Origin of the sequence: Skermanella aerolata KACC 11604, assembly GCF_000936425.1 — a bacterium.
In the GTDB taxonomy this organism is placed as follows: Bacteria; Pseudomonadota; Alphaproteobacteria; order Azospirillales; family Azospirillaceae; genus Skermanella; species Skermanella aerolata.
The window spans coordinates 141,299-156,114 of record NZ_AVFK01000017.1; the positions used below are offsets into that span (position 1 = coordinate 141,299).

At 63.7% G+C, this 14,816-nt stretch carries 17 protein-coding genes; 12 read left to right on the plus strand and 5 right to left on the minus strand.

Features of this window, described 5'->3' with window-relative positions; genetic code table 11:
* The first annotated feature begins 127 nt into the window (after positions 1–127).
* Positions 128–790: a hypothetical protein gene (locus tag N826_RS43215; protein ID WP_147040846.1), complete on the plus strand. Its 663-nt coding sequence runs from the start codon at positions 128–130 to the stop codon at positions 788–790.
* A 115-nt stretch (positions 791–905) separates the two neighbouring features.
* On the opposite strand, the gene N826_RS40340 is transcribed toward N826_RS43215, so the two are convergent.
* The 5 genes from N826_RS40340 to N826_RS20620 form a co-directional block, all read right to left on the minus strand.
* Entirely contained in the window at positions 906–1,535 is a 630-nt protein-coding gene (locus N826_RS40340) for a 2OG-Fe dioxygenase family protein (protein WP_052831687.1), read from the minus strand.
* 69 nt (positions 1,536–1,604) lie between these two features.
* Entirely contained in the window at positions 1,605–1,922 is a 318-nt protein-coding gene (locus tag N826_RS20605) for a type II toxin-antitoxin system RelE/ParE family toxin (RefSeq protein WP_044431918.1), read from the minus strand.
* A complete protein-coding gene (locus N826_RS20610; protein ID WP_044431919.1) occupies positions 1,919–2,176 on the minus strand; it encodes a CopG family ribbon-helix-helix protein in 258 nt (85 codons plus the stop codon). The genes N826_RS20605 and N826_RS20610 overlap by 4 nt, the downstream gene beginning before the upstream one ends.
* 271 nt (positions 2,177–2,447) lie before the next feature.
* On the minus strand, positions 2,448–3,176 hold the full coding sequence (locus N826_RS20615; RefSeq protein WP_044431920.1) for a class I SAM-dependent methyltransferase: 729 nt from the start codon (positions 3,174–3,176) through the stop codon (positions 2,448–2,450).
* Positions 3,177–3,435: 259 nt separating this feature from the next.
* Positions 3,436–5,466 (minus strand): 4Fe-4S binding protein, encoded by a 2,031-nt coding sequence (locus N826_RS20620; protein WP_044431921.1) that lies wholly within the window; start codon positions 5,464–5,466, stop codon positions 3,436–3,438.
* Here N826_RS20620 and N826_RS43220 point away from each other — a divergent pair.
* From N826_RS43220 to N826_RS41820, 11 genes are all read left to right on the plus strand, one after another.
* On the plus strand, positions 5,417–6,397 hold the full coding sequence (locus N826_RS43220) for a biotin/lipoate--protein ligase family protein (protein ID WP_147040848.1): 981 nt from the start codon (positions 5,417–5,419) through the stop codon (positions 6,395–6,397). The genes N826_RS20620 and N826_RS43220 overlap by 50 nt on opposite strands.
* Positions 6,398–6,413: 16 nt before the next feature.
* Positions 6,414–7,433, plus strand: a complete 1,020-nt coding sequence (locus N826_RS20630; RefSeq protein ID WP_044431922.1) for a DUF6352 family protein — start codon at positions 6,414–6,416, stop codon at positions 7,431–7,433.
* A gap of 2 nt (positions 7,434–7,435) precedes the next feature.
* Positions 7,436–7,975, plus strand: coding sequence for a DUF3305 domain-containing protein (locus tag N826_RS20635; protein WP_244619643.1), 540 nt, complete (start codon positions 7,436–7,438; stop codon positions 7,973–7,975).
* A complete protein-coding gene (locus tag N826_RS44855) occupies positions 7,959–8,537 on the plus strand; it encodes a DUF3306 domain-containing protein (RefSeq protein WP_044431923.1) in 579 nt (192 codons plus the stop codon). Before N826_RS20635 ends, N826_RS44855 begins: the two co-directional genes overlap by 17 nt.
* A 149-nt stretch (positions 8,538–8,686) precedes the next feature.
* Positions 8,687–9,277 (plus strand): TorD/DmsD family molecular chaperone, encoded by a 591-nt coding sequence (locus tag N826_RS20645; RefSeq protein WP_244619644.1) that lies wholly within the window; start codon positions 8,687–8,689, stop codon positions 9,275–9,277.
* 37 nt (positions 9,278–9,314) lie between these two features.
* A complete protein-coding gene (locus N826_RS20650) occupies positions 9,315–9,518 on the plus strand; it encodes a hypothetical protein (RefSeq protein WP_044431925.1) in 204 nt (67 codons plus the stop codon).
* Positions 9,519–9,533: 15 nt separating this feature from the next.
* Positions 9,534–12,419, plus strand: a complete 2,886-nt coding sequence (locus tag N826_RS20655; protein WP_044431926.1) for a formate dehydrogenase subunit alpha — start codon at positions 9,534–9,536, stop codon at positions 12,417–12,419.
* A 17-nt stretch (positions 12,420–12,436) separates the two neighbouring features.
* Positions 12,437–13,033, plus strand: coding sequence for a formate dehydrogenase FDH3 subunit beta (gene fdh3B / locus N826_RS20660; RefSeq protein WP_044431927.1), 597 nt, complete (start codon positions 12,437–12,439; stop codon positions 13,031–13,033).
* A gap of 20 nt (positions 13,034–13,053) precedes the next feature.
* A complete protein-coding gene (locus tag N826_RS20665) occupies positions 13,054–14,088 on the plus strand; it encodes a formate dehydrogenase subunit gamma (protein WP_244619645.1) in 1,035 nt (344 codons plus the stop codon).
* 73 nt (positions 14,089–14,161) lie between these two features.
* The gene (locus N826_RS20670; protein ID WP_044431928.1) at positions 14,162–14,449 is read left to right on the plus strand and encodes a type II toxin-antitoxin system ParD family antitoxin; all 288 of its coding nucleotides are present in this window, start codon (positions 14,162–14,164) and stop codon (positions 14,447–14,449) included.
* Positions 14,450–14,770 carry a type II toxin-antitoxin system RelE/ParE family toxin gene (locus N826_RS41820; protein WP_084720953.1) on the plus strand — a complete coding sequence of 107 codons (321 nt, stop codon included), beginning with the start codon at positions 14,450–14,452 and terminating at the stop codon, positions 14,768–14,770.
* Positions 14,771–14,816 lie beyond the last annotated feature (46 nt).

Consider the following 14,816-nt stretch of genomic DNA (forward strand, 5'->3'; position numbering starts at 1 on the left):
AGCAAAATGCAAGTAGTATAAAGCTAGATATTTGTAGATTCTCAATGGAGATAGATGCATGCCCCACCAGAAAACTCATCGAGAAGTAAAGAGTCCACAGATATCGGCTCGGTACTTGGCGGACTTCATGGCTGCATCAGAAGCCACCAAGCGCACAATCGTTCGAGGCTGCAAATATCAAGCGATAGCTCGTGTTGTTCAACATGACGAAGCAAAAATGGCGATTTCACAATTCATAAAATGTAAAGAGAACCATAAAGATATCGAAATTTTGAACCAGAAGGCTAAAATAATCAGGAATCGTATACATGATAATACTTTTGACAAAGATATGTTTGCCCATAATGCTGATTACATAGAATGTTTTGCAAATAACTGGAGCCAAATAGTGCTCCCAAATGCGGATTTCTTGGATGCTGGTAAAGACTCATCGATTGAAATCAACTCGGTAAAAGTCACAATTCAAATTCAATTTAGATTGCAAAGGATTACAAAGACTAATCGGGCGCGAGTAGGGGCTGGTATGTTGCGTTACGCAAAAGGAAAGCCTTTAAAAGAGGCTGTTGGAAAATGGCAGTCAGCTTTTCTATTTGGTTACCTCAACGAGACCAAGCTTGATGATGGATTGGAAGTTGAGCAAGCCATGTGTATCACCATAGATGCTTTTTCTGGCACAGTTATTCCTGCACCCTCCGATTCGCTAAGCCGTTTTAAGAACATGGCAGCGGCATGCGCCACAATTGCCGAGCGCTGGCCAAACATCAAGCCACCGCCCAATGCTGTCCTCTAGGAGGCTGCGGATCAAAACGCGAGAAGTATATTCTGTTGAGACGATATTCGCATAGCTCCAAGGGATAGAGTACTGAACAGAGCTCTCTGCAGAGTGCTAGAGCATCAATTTCCGCCTAGATTAGGCAATGACTTTCCCGGCTCAGGCGCTTCACTCCCGGTACGGAACCAACTCCGAAAAATCCATCAGCAACACGCTCCGGCACGCTTCCCCCCCGCTCCGCATGCCGTACCGACGTGACGTGGTGGGCGACGCGTTCGTCGATTACGCCGAGGCCGTCCAGGGGAGCCGTCAGGGTGGTTTGGGCGAGGAGGTCTTGCGGGGGGACTTCTTCGGGCTGGTGGTTCACCCACCGGGGCGTGGTGACGTAGTTGATGCCGCCGGTGACGCCTTCGCGGTTCATCAGGACGATGTAGGTGACCGCTTCGCCGTCGCGGTGCAGCCAGGGTGGGGAGGGTTGAGCGTCATGGCTGGGGGCCGGCTGAAGCTGGACGATGTGGAGGCCGACGCTCAGCCATAGGCTCTCGCGCAGGGTGCCGGAAGGGATGGCTTGGTATGGGCGGCGGACCAGCCAGTGAACGGCCATGTTGATGCGGAGTTCGGCCGGCAGGACTGGGAAATATCTTTCGCGGTTGCCTCTGTCGTTATTGTTAGCGGAGGATTGGAAGTAGATTTCGACTTCTTGACCGTCGTGGAGCTGGGACTTGGTTATGACCAGTTCGCCTGTGGCCCGGTTCAGGAGCATGGTTCCCAGATACCGGCGGCGGCTTTGCAAGGGCGGCTGATATGGGATTTGGAGGGGGAGCCGGAGTGTTTAACCGGAAGCGGGCCACTGCTCCGCAGGCCAATCGCGTGCGCCGTGAATCACGTGAAGAATAGCGACGGTTTCGCCGCCTTCAGGATGAGCTATGATCTCATAGGCGACGATATAGGGCAGATCGTGCAGCACTCGCTCATAGGTGCCTGTCACTCGCCCAGGTCGGCCAGTCGCGAAATCCGCCAGTGCGGCGCCGGCATGGTCGATCCGCGCGGCCACACGCTCGGCGGCATCGGGGTTCTCGTCGGCGATGTGGCGAATGATGGCGAGATAATCGTTGCGGGCCTCGTCGGACCAGACGACATGCCGCTTCACTGGCGCGTCCGGGCAGCCTCGATGATGGTGCGGGCTTCGCGCATCACCTCGTCATGCGGCGTCGTCCGTCCTGCCCGCACATCGGCCCGGCCGCGCTCGACCTTCTCGATAATGGAAAGCTCACGTTCGACATAGGCGCTGATGGCTTCCGCCGCTAGGAAACTCCGGCTGCGCCGGGTGCGGTCCGCCAGTTCGGCAAGCTGTTCCTTCGCATGGCTGGAAAGCCGGATGGTGACGGTGCTGCTGTCGGCCATGGAAACCCCGCTATGCGCATTTGTGTACATTGTAATACACCGGCTGGATTCCGCAAGAAGCGACTGGGAAATCGCCGTCCGCATCCGGCAGTCCGTTATTGCTTGTGGTCTTCGGTGGTGATGGTCTCGGGGCGTTCGGGGCCGGCATAGGGGGTCGAGGGTAGCCTTGGGCTGCGCGATGTCTCGGTGCAGTTCAACTGCCGTGCAAGTCAATTCCGGATGCCGCTGCAATACCGATGATCCGGCATAGACCAAGTTCCAGCCCAGCGCGTTACAACGGCTTGCGAGCAGTCAGTCCGACGTTCTTCCCAATGAACGGCTTGGCCGCGATGTCTAGCAGGCGGCTCACGGGGAAGACATAGCGGTCGTAGATGCCGACCGTGGAGGGCGAGACTTTGCCGTCCTGTTTGGACACCAGCTTGTAGGCCAGCGCTGCCGCGAAGCCCAGGCTGTCGTAGTATCTGGCTTCGATGTCCTGGAAATCCGCCTTGGCGACGGCTTGCACCAGACCGGCCTTGTGGTAGCGGCGGTAGTGGCCGATGCGGCGGTCGAATTCGGAATAGAGTAGCTGAAAGGCCGGAACGAAGACGTAGAGCCGGCCGCCGGGCTTGAGGACACGATAAAGTTGCTTCAGAGCCTTGACGTCGTCTTCTATGTGTTCAAGGACGTTGAGGGTGAAAACGTAGTCGACCGAAGCGTCGGCGACGTCCTCGATCCTCTTTACCGAGGCGAGGCCGTGCAGTTCCTTGATCTTGGACCTTTGGCCGTCGTCGTACTCGACACAGGTGACCTGGAGGCCCAACTTGGCGACCGGAGCGGAGAAGGTGCCGATGCCGGCGCCGAAATCAAGCACGTGGCCGGATTTTGGGGCGTGACTTAAAACTTCATGTGTCAAGAATGCATTGTACTTGATTGCTTCCGCCATGATCTCGAGAACATCGCTGCCGGAATAGTCTATGCTTTGGACGCCTGTCGACTTTTCGGCAAATTCGTTTCGCATGAGTGCCCGATTAGTTGCTGTGACAGAAGGAATGGCACTTCTTCATGCCGATTTATGTCACAGTACTATGCAAACACAGATTGAACGGAGCAATACCGGATAGAATTTGCAGGATAATAGAGTTACCGCTTTATAGCCTGTCTCAGGCGGATCGTTTTCTGTAGGGAGTGGCGAAATAGTCGCGGGCGCTGAACGCGGCTGGAAGCCGCTTCTACCCCCTGCCGGCGGCGTGTCGCGCCGGCAGGGGACGGTGTGGGGGTCAGTGCTTGTAGTCTTCGGTGGTGATGGTCTTGGGGCGTTCGGGGCCGGCGTAGGGGTCTAATGTGGCCTCGGACTGGGCGATGACGCGGCAGTCGCCGCACATGTAGATGCGGTCGATGATCGCCTTGTTGTCGAACATCCAGTGGCTGCCCGACAGCTTGGCGGCGATGCGATCGATCGACGCCTTGGTGCCGAAGGGCTTGTTGCAGCGGATGCAGTGGCAGGGTTCCTCCTGCTTGACCAGGATGGGGCTGCGCGCCGTATCGGTGAAGTTTAGCTGCGGGTGCAGCTTGATCACGTTTTCCGGGCAGGTGTTCTTGCACAGGCCGCACTGGACGCAGGCGTCCTCGGTGAAGCTCAGCATCGGGCGGTCGGCGTTGTCGGTCAGGGCGCCGGTCGGACAGGTAGAAACGCAGGCGAGGCAGAGGGTGCAGCCCTCGGCGTCGATGTCGAGGGTGCCGAAGGGGGCTCCCATGGCCAGCGGCAGGACGGGGATCGGCTCGGGCGCTACGCTCTGGAGCTTGCGGAGGACCAGACGTGACAGGCCCTTCTTGTCGCCCATCGGCAGGAAGTTGGTGGGGTCGGCGCCCTTGCGGCGGGGCATGGCGTAGAGGTCGGCCGCGAACCGGTCGGGGTCGTCGGATTCCATCAGGGATGCCCGGCCGGAACCGAAGCCGAGGCCGGACAGGATCGTTTCGGCAAGGCCCAGGTTGCGGGCGAGCGGGGTCAGGTCTTCGCGCGGTTTGGCCGGGGCGAGGATTCGCAGTTCCGACGCGCCGAAGGCGAAGGGAGCAGCCAAGGCTTCGATGCCGAGCTGGGTGATGGAGTTGACTTGGAAGGGGATCACGCGGGCCGGCAATCCGGGGCCGAAGCGGGCGGCCAGGTCGATCAGCGGGTCGCCGTGCTCGGCGTCGTGGACCAGGACGACGGCGTCGCTGCCTCCGGCTTCGTGGTAGGTCAGGAGAAGGGTGCGGAGGCGTTCGAGCAGGGGTTCGGGACGCGGCAGGGCGTAGGTGGCGGCTCCCGTAGGGCAGACGGCGGCGCAGGAACCGCAGCCGGCGCAGACGAACGGGTCGATCGCGACGTGGTCACGGTCTGATGTGATCGCTCCGGTCGGGCAGACGTCCAGGCAGCGGGTGCAGCCGGTCTTCTTGTTGCGGGAATGGGCGCACAGCTCGGCGCGGTAATCGACGTAGCGGGGCTTGTCGAATTCTCCGACCAGATCGGCGAACTGGAAGATCGCCTTCTGGACTTCGGCCGGGTTGCCGGGGTCGGGGCGGAGATAGCCATCGCGCTTGCCGTGGGCCGGGAACAGCGGCGTGCCGCCGGTCAGGTCCAGGATGATGTCGCAGGTGGATTTGGCGCCCCGGCGCGATGGGCCGAAGGTCAGGGACTGGCGCGACGAGGGGAGCGGGGCGGCGTAGTCGTCGACCTCGACCTCGAACTTGCCGAGGTGGCCGGTCGCCTTGACGATGGTGCCCTTGAGGATCGGGAACTCCGCCGTGCGCGGCGGGATCACCGCGTCGGGCCGTGTCAGCAGGACGGTGATGTCCAGCTTGTCCATCAACTGGCGGGCGGCTTCGATCGCCTGCTCGTCGCGGCCGTAGATCAGGGCGACGCCTTCGGACTTCAGCTCGATCGAGGAGATGGGGGCGACGGCAAGAGTCGCTTCGGCGATCAGGGCGGCGATCTTGGGGTGGGCATCGTCCGCTTCGACGGACCAGCCGGCGCGTTCGCGGATGTTGACGAAGGTCAGGGGGGCGCCGGGGGGCGAGTGCTGCGCCGAGTCCTGGGCCTGATCGGTGAACAGGGAGGCTTCCTGGGTGCAGGCTACCGTTATGGGTTTGGTCGGGGAGCCGGCGGTGGGGGATTCCAGGGCCGATACGAAACGGTCCAACTCGGCCCGGCACAGTTGGGTTGCCAGGGTCGCGGGGTTGGAGGCGCCGCAGGCTTTCGCCAGTTTCGCGCCGTCCAGGGGCATGGTGCCCTCGCAGTTGCAGACGAGGACGGTGCGGCCGTTGACTTCCATCGATTCCACTACACGGTCTTGGGTAAAAGGCTTCATTGCGATCCTAGGGGAATGCCCCGATATTTGCGATAGGCCGTCCGGCAGTCCAACAGTCAGACAGTCCGGCCGCAAGCTTGTCCATTTGCCCTTATATGAGAGCGCCGCTTTGGTTTCCGAGACGTTCATTCACTCCAAGAATTTCGAACCGGAGCTTCCGCCCATATATCGGGGCGTGAGCATAGCGCGCGGCGGCGCCTTCGCCCATGCGCTGGACATGGTCGCGGGCGGAGACGTGGAGGCGGGAACGCTGGTCTGGACCCGCCGCGCCGACCGGCTGGACTGCGCGGTCGTGCTGGAACCGGATCAGCCCCTGGCGGCTTCCTTGCCGGTGGTCTATGTGGCGCTGCTGGGCTTGAGCGATGCGCTGGGAGCACTGGGACCGCCGAATATCCCCGTCACCTTCGGCTGGCCGGACCGGATCGAGGTCAATGGCGGTGTGGTCGGGGGAGTCAGGGTCGCGGCGGCGGATGTCCGGGGAGTGGCGGAGGCGATTCCGGACTGGATGGTGCTGGGAGTATCGGTCCAGGTTCATGGTTTTCCCGATGACGACAGTCCAGGGCTGCGGGCCGATCGCACCGCCCTGCACGAGGAAGGCTTTGGGGAGGTGGAAACGCCGGCCCTGCTGGAAAGCTTCAGCCGGCACTTCCTTGCCTGGATGAACACGTGGCAGGACGATGGGTTCGATCAGGTCTGCGCTGCGTGGATCGCGCGGGCTTCCGACTATGACGGCGAGGTATCGCTGACGGTCTCGGCCGGGGCGGCGGAGGCGGAAACGGTGACGGGGATGTTCACCGGGATCGACGGCGCCGGGGCGCTTCTGCTGGGGACGGAGGACGGCGTCAGGCGCATCGGGCTGGCGGCGGCGTTACAGGAGCCTTCTTGGGGTTTGTGAAATAGGGGAATTTGGATTGACGGGCGATTTCTGGTTGAGTTCGGGGCACCTTCTGCTGGATCGGACGCCCGAAGGGCGGCTGGAGGTGACCGACGATTTTCTGCGGGCCTATCTGGCCCGGCCGGAGATCGGGCCGGTCGAGGACTCCTGCGCTTCGGAGTTGGCGCTTCACCGGGCGCTGCTGGCGAACCCTCGGCTTGAGGTGGGCGCGGAGCGGCTGGCGGCTTTGGCCGATCCGGACGCGCGGGAGAACTATGAGGTCTGGCTGGGCTTTCGCGACGTGCTGGTGAGCCGGGACACGCTGGAGGAGGGGTATCTGGCGCTGGTTCGGGGGGGAGGTGCCGGGCGGGTGCCGGCGCTGTTCCTGGATCAGCTTGTCCAGGTGATCCTGCGGACCATGCTGGAGGGCGTTGGGGAGCCGATGCGGGCACGGGCGGCGGAGCTGCTGTTCCGGTCGCAGCGGGTCAACCTTCAGGACGGCGCGGTGCTGGTGGCCGACGAGGATACCGTTGACGAACGGTCGCGCGACGGCGGGTTCGGCGGGCTGGGGCGGCTGCTGGCGGAGAACGGCACCGCCGTTCGCGGCGTCGATCTGGATGTCATGACGGAGGGGAATGCCGGTGAGTACTGGGCTCGGAGCGATGCCTTCGACATGGTGCTGGAGGTCGGGTTTCCCAAGCCGGGGCTGGATGCGCTGTGCCGGGTGCTGGAGCACTGGGTTCGGCATCTGCTGGGGGTGGTGGTGCGGATTCATCCGGTCCAGCAGATCAGCGATGAGCGCTGGTCGTGGCATGTCGGGCTGGATACCGAGGCGACCGGGATCATGAACGCGCTTTATAATGGGGACGAGGTCGACGCGGAGCGGCTGAGCCGGGTACTGGCGCTGTTCAGGCTGGAATTCGACGATCCTGGGGCGATGCTGGAACGGGTGGCGGGGCGTCCTGTCTATATGGCGATGGCGATGACGGCGGACCGCAAGCTTCGGCTGAAGCCTCAGAACCTGCTGGTCAATCTGCCGATCGCGGGGAAGGGTTGATCGTGGCGGTTTCGGTTCAGGGTGAGCGGATGATGGTCGGGGTCGTCGTGGAGCATCGGCGGATCGACCATCCGTGGCAGTCGCACCGCTGGCAGGCGGTCGATGTCCTGCCGGGGGAGGTTTCGGCGGCGGACTGGACGGTGCTGGGGCAGGGCGAGGGCTGGGTGCGTTACTTGGCGGGGGCGGCGGAGCTGTCGCTGTTTCCGGGCGAGTGCGAGACTTACGCCTATAACCTCCAGAGCCGGGAGCCGGCTATCTACGTCGTGTTGCGGAAGACGGACGACGCGCGCGGCATCAAGCTGCTGGGGGCCACGGTCGATCCGGGTGAGTCCCATGCCCATGCCGATACCGGCGACGATCTGGTCGAGGCGCTGCCTCTGCCGGGGCCGGTGCGGGAGTGGATGGAGGCCTTCGTCGCTGTTCACTACGTCGAGCGGACGAAATGGAAGCGGAAACGCGACCGGGCCGATCCGGAGGCGATGGCGATCCGCACGCCGGGGCAGCGCGGCTACGAGGATGCGGATTATGAAGACGAAGACTGAGGACGAGGGCTTTTTAGGGCGCTGGGCTCGGCTGAAGCGGACCAGGGCGGCGGAGGTTTCCGAGCCGGCGGCGGAGATTCCAGAGGTGCCGGAGGCCGAGCCGGAGCCGTTCGATCCGGCGTCGCTGCCTGCGTTGGATACGCTGGATGCCGTTAGCGACTATACGGCGTTCCTGAAGCCGGGGGTGCCTCGGGAGTTGCGGACTATGGCGTTGCGGCGGGCCTGGGCGACCGATCCGGCGATAACAGGGTACAAGACGCTGGCCGACTACGACTGGGACTTCAACGCGCCGGGCTATGGGGCGCTGCGGGTGACCGATAACGTCAAGGAATTGGCGGATCGGGTGTTCGGGCTGCTCAAGGCGGAGGAGCCAGAGCCGAAGCCGGAGCCTGACGAGCCGGAGGTCCCGGAGGCCGAGGCTTCGGTTGTCGAAGTCGCGGCGGTCGAGGCTGAGCCGGAACCGGAGCGGCTTTCGGCCCCCGTCGAGGAGCCTGTGGCGGAGGTGGTGCCCGAACTGCCGCGCCGGCGCCGTCACGGCGGAGCGGTGCCCAGCTTTTCCTGAAGCCGAGTGCCTGCGCAGGCTTGTTGATCCCGCGAAAAGTAGGTATGGTTTTTTCTTGCCCTCAACGGCAGGAAGGATCGCGTTTGTGCTGCATTGCGGCATGATAGTTGAAGTTTGAGACAGATGTTAACTTGTTTACTGGTGATGACTTGACCGCTGATATCGACGAAGCCGACCTGCTGCGGGCACAATGCTACAGCCTGCTCGCACAACTCCTGGTCCGGCAGCCGGACGGGAGCCTGCTGGCCCGCGTCGCCGCCCTGAAGGGCGACGACACGCCGTTCGGTGGGGCCTTGTCGCGATTGGCGGCGGCGGCATCGCGGACCGACGAGGCTTCGGCTGAGCGCGAATACTTCGCGCTGTTCATCGGCGTCGCGCGCGGCGAGCTGGTGCCTTACGCGTCGTATTACCTGACCGGCTTCCTCAACGAAAAGCCGCTGGCGAAGCTTCGGGCCGACATGCAGGCGCTGGGCATCGCGCGGAAGACCGACGTGAAGGAGCCGGAAGACCACATCGCGTCGATCTGCGAGATGATGGCCGGCCTGATCGCCGGCAGCTTCGGCGCTCCCGCCGATCTGGCGGCGCAGCGCGGGTTCTACGACAAGCATCTGGCGCCCTGGGCCGGGAAGTTCTTCGCGGACCTGGAAAAGGCGCAAGGAGCGGATCTTTACCGGCCGGTCGGCGAGATCGGCCAGCTCTTTCTTGCCATCGAGGCCGAAGCCTTTGGGATGACGGCCTGACTTCAATCTTAAGCAACAACAATAAGGGAGACGGGGGATGGACGCGGAGAAGAAGAGAGCGGGGCTTGAACGCCGTGATTTCCTGCGCGTGATGGGGGCGGGCGCTGCCGGCGCCGCTGCCGCCGTTCCCCTGCTGGCGGCGGGGCCAGCCGCAGCGGTCGAGACGGCGGACCAGCGCGTCAAGCAGCGTTACCGGGAAACCGACCACGTCAAGAAATACTACGCAACCAACCGGTTCTAACGGGAGCGATTCGCCATGCTGGTCAAGAGGAAGCCTACGGCAGCGGGTCGTGGGACGGGGATGTTCGGCTCGGTCGCCGCTGCGGCGCCGATGGATCGGCGCGCTTTCCTGAAGCGCTCGGGGCTCGCTGCGGGGGGATTGGCCGCCGCAGGGGCGGTTTCCTCCATGAGCATGGTCGGCAAGGCGGAGGCCGGGCCGACGACGCCGGGGGTCGAGATCACCCGCAAGAAGAGCATCTGCACCCACTGCTCGGTCGGCTGCACGGTCACGGCGGAAGTTCAGAACGGCGTCTGGGTCGGCCAGGAGCCGAGCTGGGACAGCCCGATCAACAACGGCACGCATTGCGCCAAGGGCGCTGCGGTGCGCGAACTGGTCCATGGCGACCGCCGGCTGAAATATCCGATGAAGCTGGTGGACGGCCAGTGGACGCGGCTGAGCTGGGAAAAGGCGATCGACGAGATTGGGGCGAAGCTGCTGGAGATCCGCGAGAAGTCGTCGCCGGAATCGGTGTTCTGGCTGGGTTCGGCCAAGTTCTCCAACGAAGGCGCTTACCTGTTCCGCAAGATGGCGGCCTTCTGGGGCACCAATACGGTGGACCATCAGGCGCGTATCTGCCACTCCACGACGGTCGCGGGCGTTGCGAACACATGGGGCTACGGCGCCATGACCAACAGCTACAACGACATCCATAACTCCAAGGCGATCCTGATCATCGGCGGCAATCCCGCCGAGGCCCATCCGGTTTCGTTGCAGCACGTGCTGCGTGGCAAGGAGATCAACAAGGCGCACCTGATCGTCGTCGATCCCCGCTTCACCCGCACGGCGGCTCACGCGACCGAGTATGTCCGGCTTCGGCCGGGCACGGACATTCCGCTGGTCTGGGGGATGCTCTGGCACATCTTCGAGAACGGCTGGGAAGACAAGTCCTATATCGAGCAGCGCGTTCACGGCATGGACAAGATCCGCGCCGAGGTCAAGAAGTGGACCCCGCAGGAGGTCGAGCGGGTGACCGGCGTGCCGGGCGACCAGGTCCGCAAGGTCGCGGAGATCATGGCGAAGAACCGGCCCTCGACGCTGATCTGGTGCATGGGCATCACCCAGCACACGGTCGGCACCGCCAATGTGCGGGCGCTGAGCATCCTTCAGCTCGCGCTGGGCAATATCGGTGTCGCGGGCGGCGGGGCGAACATCTTCCGCGGGCACTGCAACGTGCAGGGCGCTACCGACTTCGGCTTGGATGTAACTTCGCTGCCGGCTTACTACGGGCTGACCGAGGGCGCCTGGAAGCACTGGAGCCGGGTCTGGGGCGTCGATTACGAGTGGATGAAGAGGCGCTTCGTTTCCCAAAAGTTCATGGAGGCGAAGGGCATCCCGACGACCCGCTGGTTCGACGCCGTGCTGGCGAAGCCGGAAGACATCGAGCAGCCGTCTCCCGTCAAGGCGATGATGGTGTTCGGCCACGGCGGCAACACGGTCACCCGCATGCCGGAAATGCGGAAGGGCCTGGAGGCGCTGGACCTGCTGGTTGTGGCCGATCCGCACCCGACGACCTTCGCGTCGGTCAGCGGGCGGAAGAACGGGACATACCTGCTGCCGATCTGCACCCAGTTCGAGGCGGACGGGTCGCGCACCGCGTCCAACCGCTCGATCCAGTGGGGCGACCGGGTGGTGGAGCCGATCTTCGAGTCGAAGAACGACTACGACGTGATGTACGCGCTGGCGATGCGGCTTGGCTTCGGCGCCGAGATGTTCAAGCGGATCAAGGTGGTGAACGGCCAGCCGGACCCGGAAGACATCCTGCGGGAAATCAACTACGGCTCGCTCTCGACCGGGTATTCGGGCCAGTCGCCGGAGCGGCTGCGGCTCCACATGGAGCATCAGGCCGACTTCGACCGGACGACGCTGAAGGCCTCATCAGGGCCGTGCGCCGGTGAATACTACGGCCTACCCTGGCCGTGCTGGGGCACGGCGGAACTGAAGCACCCCGGCACGCATATCCTCTACGATACCTCGAAGCATGTGATGGAGGGCGGCGGCACCTTCCGCGCCCGGTTCGGCGTCGAGAAGGACGGCGCGAACCTGCTGGCCGAAGGATCGTGGTCGAAGGGATCGGAGATCGAGGACGGCTATCCCGAATTCACCTATGGGATGCTCAAGAAGCTGGGCTGGCACACCGACCTGACCGAGGCGGAGCGGACGGTGATCGAAAAGATCGGCGGCGCGAACCCGGACGGCGTCAGTTGGGCGACCGACCTGTCCACCGGCATCATCCGGGTGGCGCTGAGGCACGGCTGCTCACCGTTTGGCAACGCCAAGGCGCGGGCGGTGGCCTGGAACCTGCCGGACCCGGTACCGGTCCATCGCGAGCCGATCTATACCTCCCGCCGCGATCTGGTGGAGCAGTACCCGACGCTGGACGACCGGCGCGACTTCCGCGTCGCCCATCTCGGCAAGAGCCTCCAGGCGAAGGACGTGACCAAGGACTTCCCGATCATCCTGACGTCAGGCCGGCTGGTCGAGTATGAGGGCGGCGGCGAGGAAACCCGGTCCAACAAGTGGCTGGCGGAGCTTCAGCAGGAGATGTTCGTCGAGGTCAACACCCAGGACGCGGCGCGGCTTGGCGTCAAGGACGGCGCTCAGGTCTGGGTCCATGGGCCGGAGGGCAACAGCAGGGCGCGGATGAAGGCGCTGGTGACCGACCGCGTCGGGCCGGGCGTGGCGTTCATGCCCTTCCACTTCGCGGGTTTCTGGGAAGGGGAGAGCCAGCGTTCGGCCTATCCGCCCGGAACGGACCCGATCGTGCTGGGCGAGTCGGTCAACGCGCTGACGACCTACGGCTACGACCCGGTGACCTACATGCAGGAAACCAAGTGCACCCTTTGCCGAATCGTCGCGGCTTGAGGCGGAGGAGCTGAACCATGGCAAGAATGAAGTTCCTGTGCGACGCCGAACGCTGCATCGAGTGCAACGCCTGCGTCACCGCTTGCAAGAACGAGCACGAGGTCCCCTGGGGCATCAACCGCCGCCGCGTCGTGACGCTGAACGACGGCAAGCCGGGTGAGCGCTCGATCTCCATGGCCTGCATGCACTGCACCGACGCGCCGTGCATGGCGGTCTGCCCGGTCGATTGCTTCTACAAGACGGATGAGGGCGTCGTCCTGCACAGCAAGGACCTGTGCATCGGCTGCGGCTATTGCTTCTACGCCTGTCCGTTCGGAGCGCCGCAGTACCCGCAGGTCGGCAACTTCGGCAGCCGGGGCAAGATGGACAAATGCACCTTCTGCGCCGGCGGGCCCGAGGATGACATGACCCCGGCGGAGTATTCCAAATACGGCGCGAATCGTCTGGCGGAGGGCAAGCTGCCGCTCTGCGCGGAGATGTGCTCGACCAAGGCCCTGCTGGCTGGCGACGGCGAGATCATCGCCGACATCTACAAGGAACGCGCGGTTCGGCGTGGGTATGGCTCCGGCGCCTGGGGCTGGTCCACCGCGTACAAGGACAAGGCGACAACGTGAGAGCCGGGGAAGGAAGCATCATGTCCATGAATCTTGGGCGCGTCGTGCGCCTGCTGTCGCTGACCCTGGCCTTATTCCTGCTTATGCCGGCGGTGGCTTCTTTCGCCCAGACCCCGGTTCCGCCGGGGCCGAACACGCTGACGGGGCCTGACGTCAGCAACGATCAACTGCTGCTCCAGCAGTTGCAGGGAAACCTGCACGGGCGAGTCAGCATCCCGGACCAGAAATCGGCGATGCTGATCCAGCCGGAGGGGCAGGACTGGCGGGCGCTGCGCGACGGCACGCTGAAGACGGTGTCCGCCGTGGTCCTGCTCGGGATGATCGCGGCGCTGGTGGTGTTCTATGTTGTCCGGGGCAAGATCCGGATCGATGCCGGGCCGTCGCGGCGGCGCATCCAGCGCTTCAACGGGATGGAGCGGTTCGCCCATTGGATCACGGCGGCGAGCTTCCTGGTGCTGGCGGTGACCGGCCTGAACCTCGTGTTCGGGCGCTGGCTGCTGATCCCGCTGCTGGGACCGGAAGCCTTCGCGACGATGACGGTTTACGGCAAGCTAGCGCATAACTTCCTCAGCTTCCCCTTCGTGCTCGGCATCGTGCTGATGCTGCTGATCTGGGTCCGCCACAACATCCCGAACGGCAGCGACATCGCCTGGATCAAGGCGGCGGGCGGTCTGTTCTCCAAGGGCAAGCACCCGCCCGCGAAGAAGTTCAACGCCGGGCAGAAGCTGATCTTCTGGATGGTCGTCGCGGGCGGCGGCGTCGTGGCGGCCAGCGGCTACGTGCTGCTGTTCCCCTTCGCCGTGACCGACATCGCCGGCATGCAGCTTGCGCATCTGGTCCACGCCATCCTGTCGGTCCTGTTGATCGCCGGCATCATCAGCCACATCTACATCGGCTCGATCGGCATGGAAGGCGCGTTCGACGCGATGGGCAGCGGTCAGGTCGATGTGAACTGGGCACGCGAGCACCATAGCCTGTGGCTTGAGGAAGAGCTGCGGAAGGGCAAGGCGGCGGGCAAGCCCCCGACGGTCGGACGGCAGTTGCCGGCGGAGTAGGCGGAGTGCGGTGATGTTGCCAATTTTTGCCAGTCCCGGTATAATTGGTGGAAACCAACCGGAGGCGCCTGCGATGCCGACGCGCAATGTCAATCTCACCGATCACTTCGACCGTTTTGTCGAGGTCAATGTTCATTCCGGCCAGTACCAGAATGCGAGCGAAGTGGTGCGCGAAGGTCTGCGCCTGCTTGAATTGCGTCAGCGCGAGGACGAATTGCGGCTCCAGCGCCTGCGCGACGCGATCGCGGTCGGGGAGGCGGCCCTGGAGCAGGGCGACTATGAGGATGTGGAAGACGGCGACTTGGGTAAATATCTGGCGGGACTTGGCGAAAGCGCGCTCCGGCGGACGTCCTCGAACTGAATGCCGCGTCTGCGGCTTACCGGTCCCGCCAAACGGGATATCGCGTCGATTCTCGACTGGAGTGCGGAGCATTTCGGCGATGCCGGCCGACGGCGTTACGAGGCTCTGATCGAAACCGCGCTGCGGGATGTCGCCACTGAGCCCCTGCGGCGCGGAAGCCGCGAACTTCCCCCAGCTTTTGGGCAGGGGTATCGAATGCACCATTTGCGCCTGAGCCGTGATCGGGCGCGGACGGCGGGAAGCGGAGTGGGAGTGCCGCGTCACCTGCTTGTTTATCGCGTCGTTCCGCCCGAGATGGTGGTGATCCTACGAGTACTGTGAACCGCCCCAGGATTCCTGGAGGCCGGTTTAGTTGAGTCACGCCGCT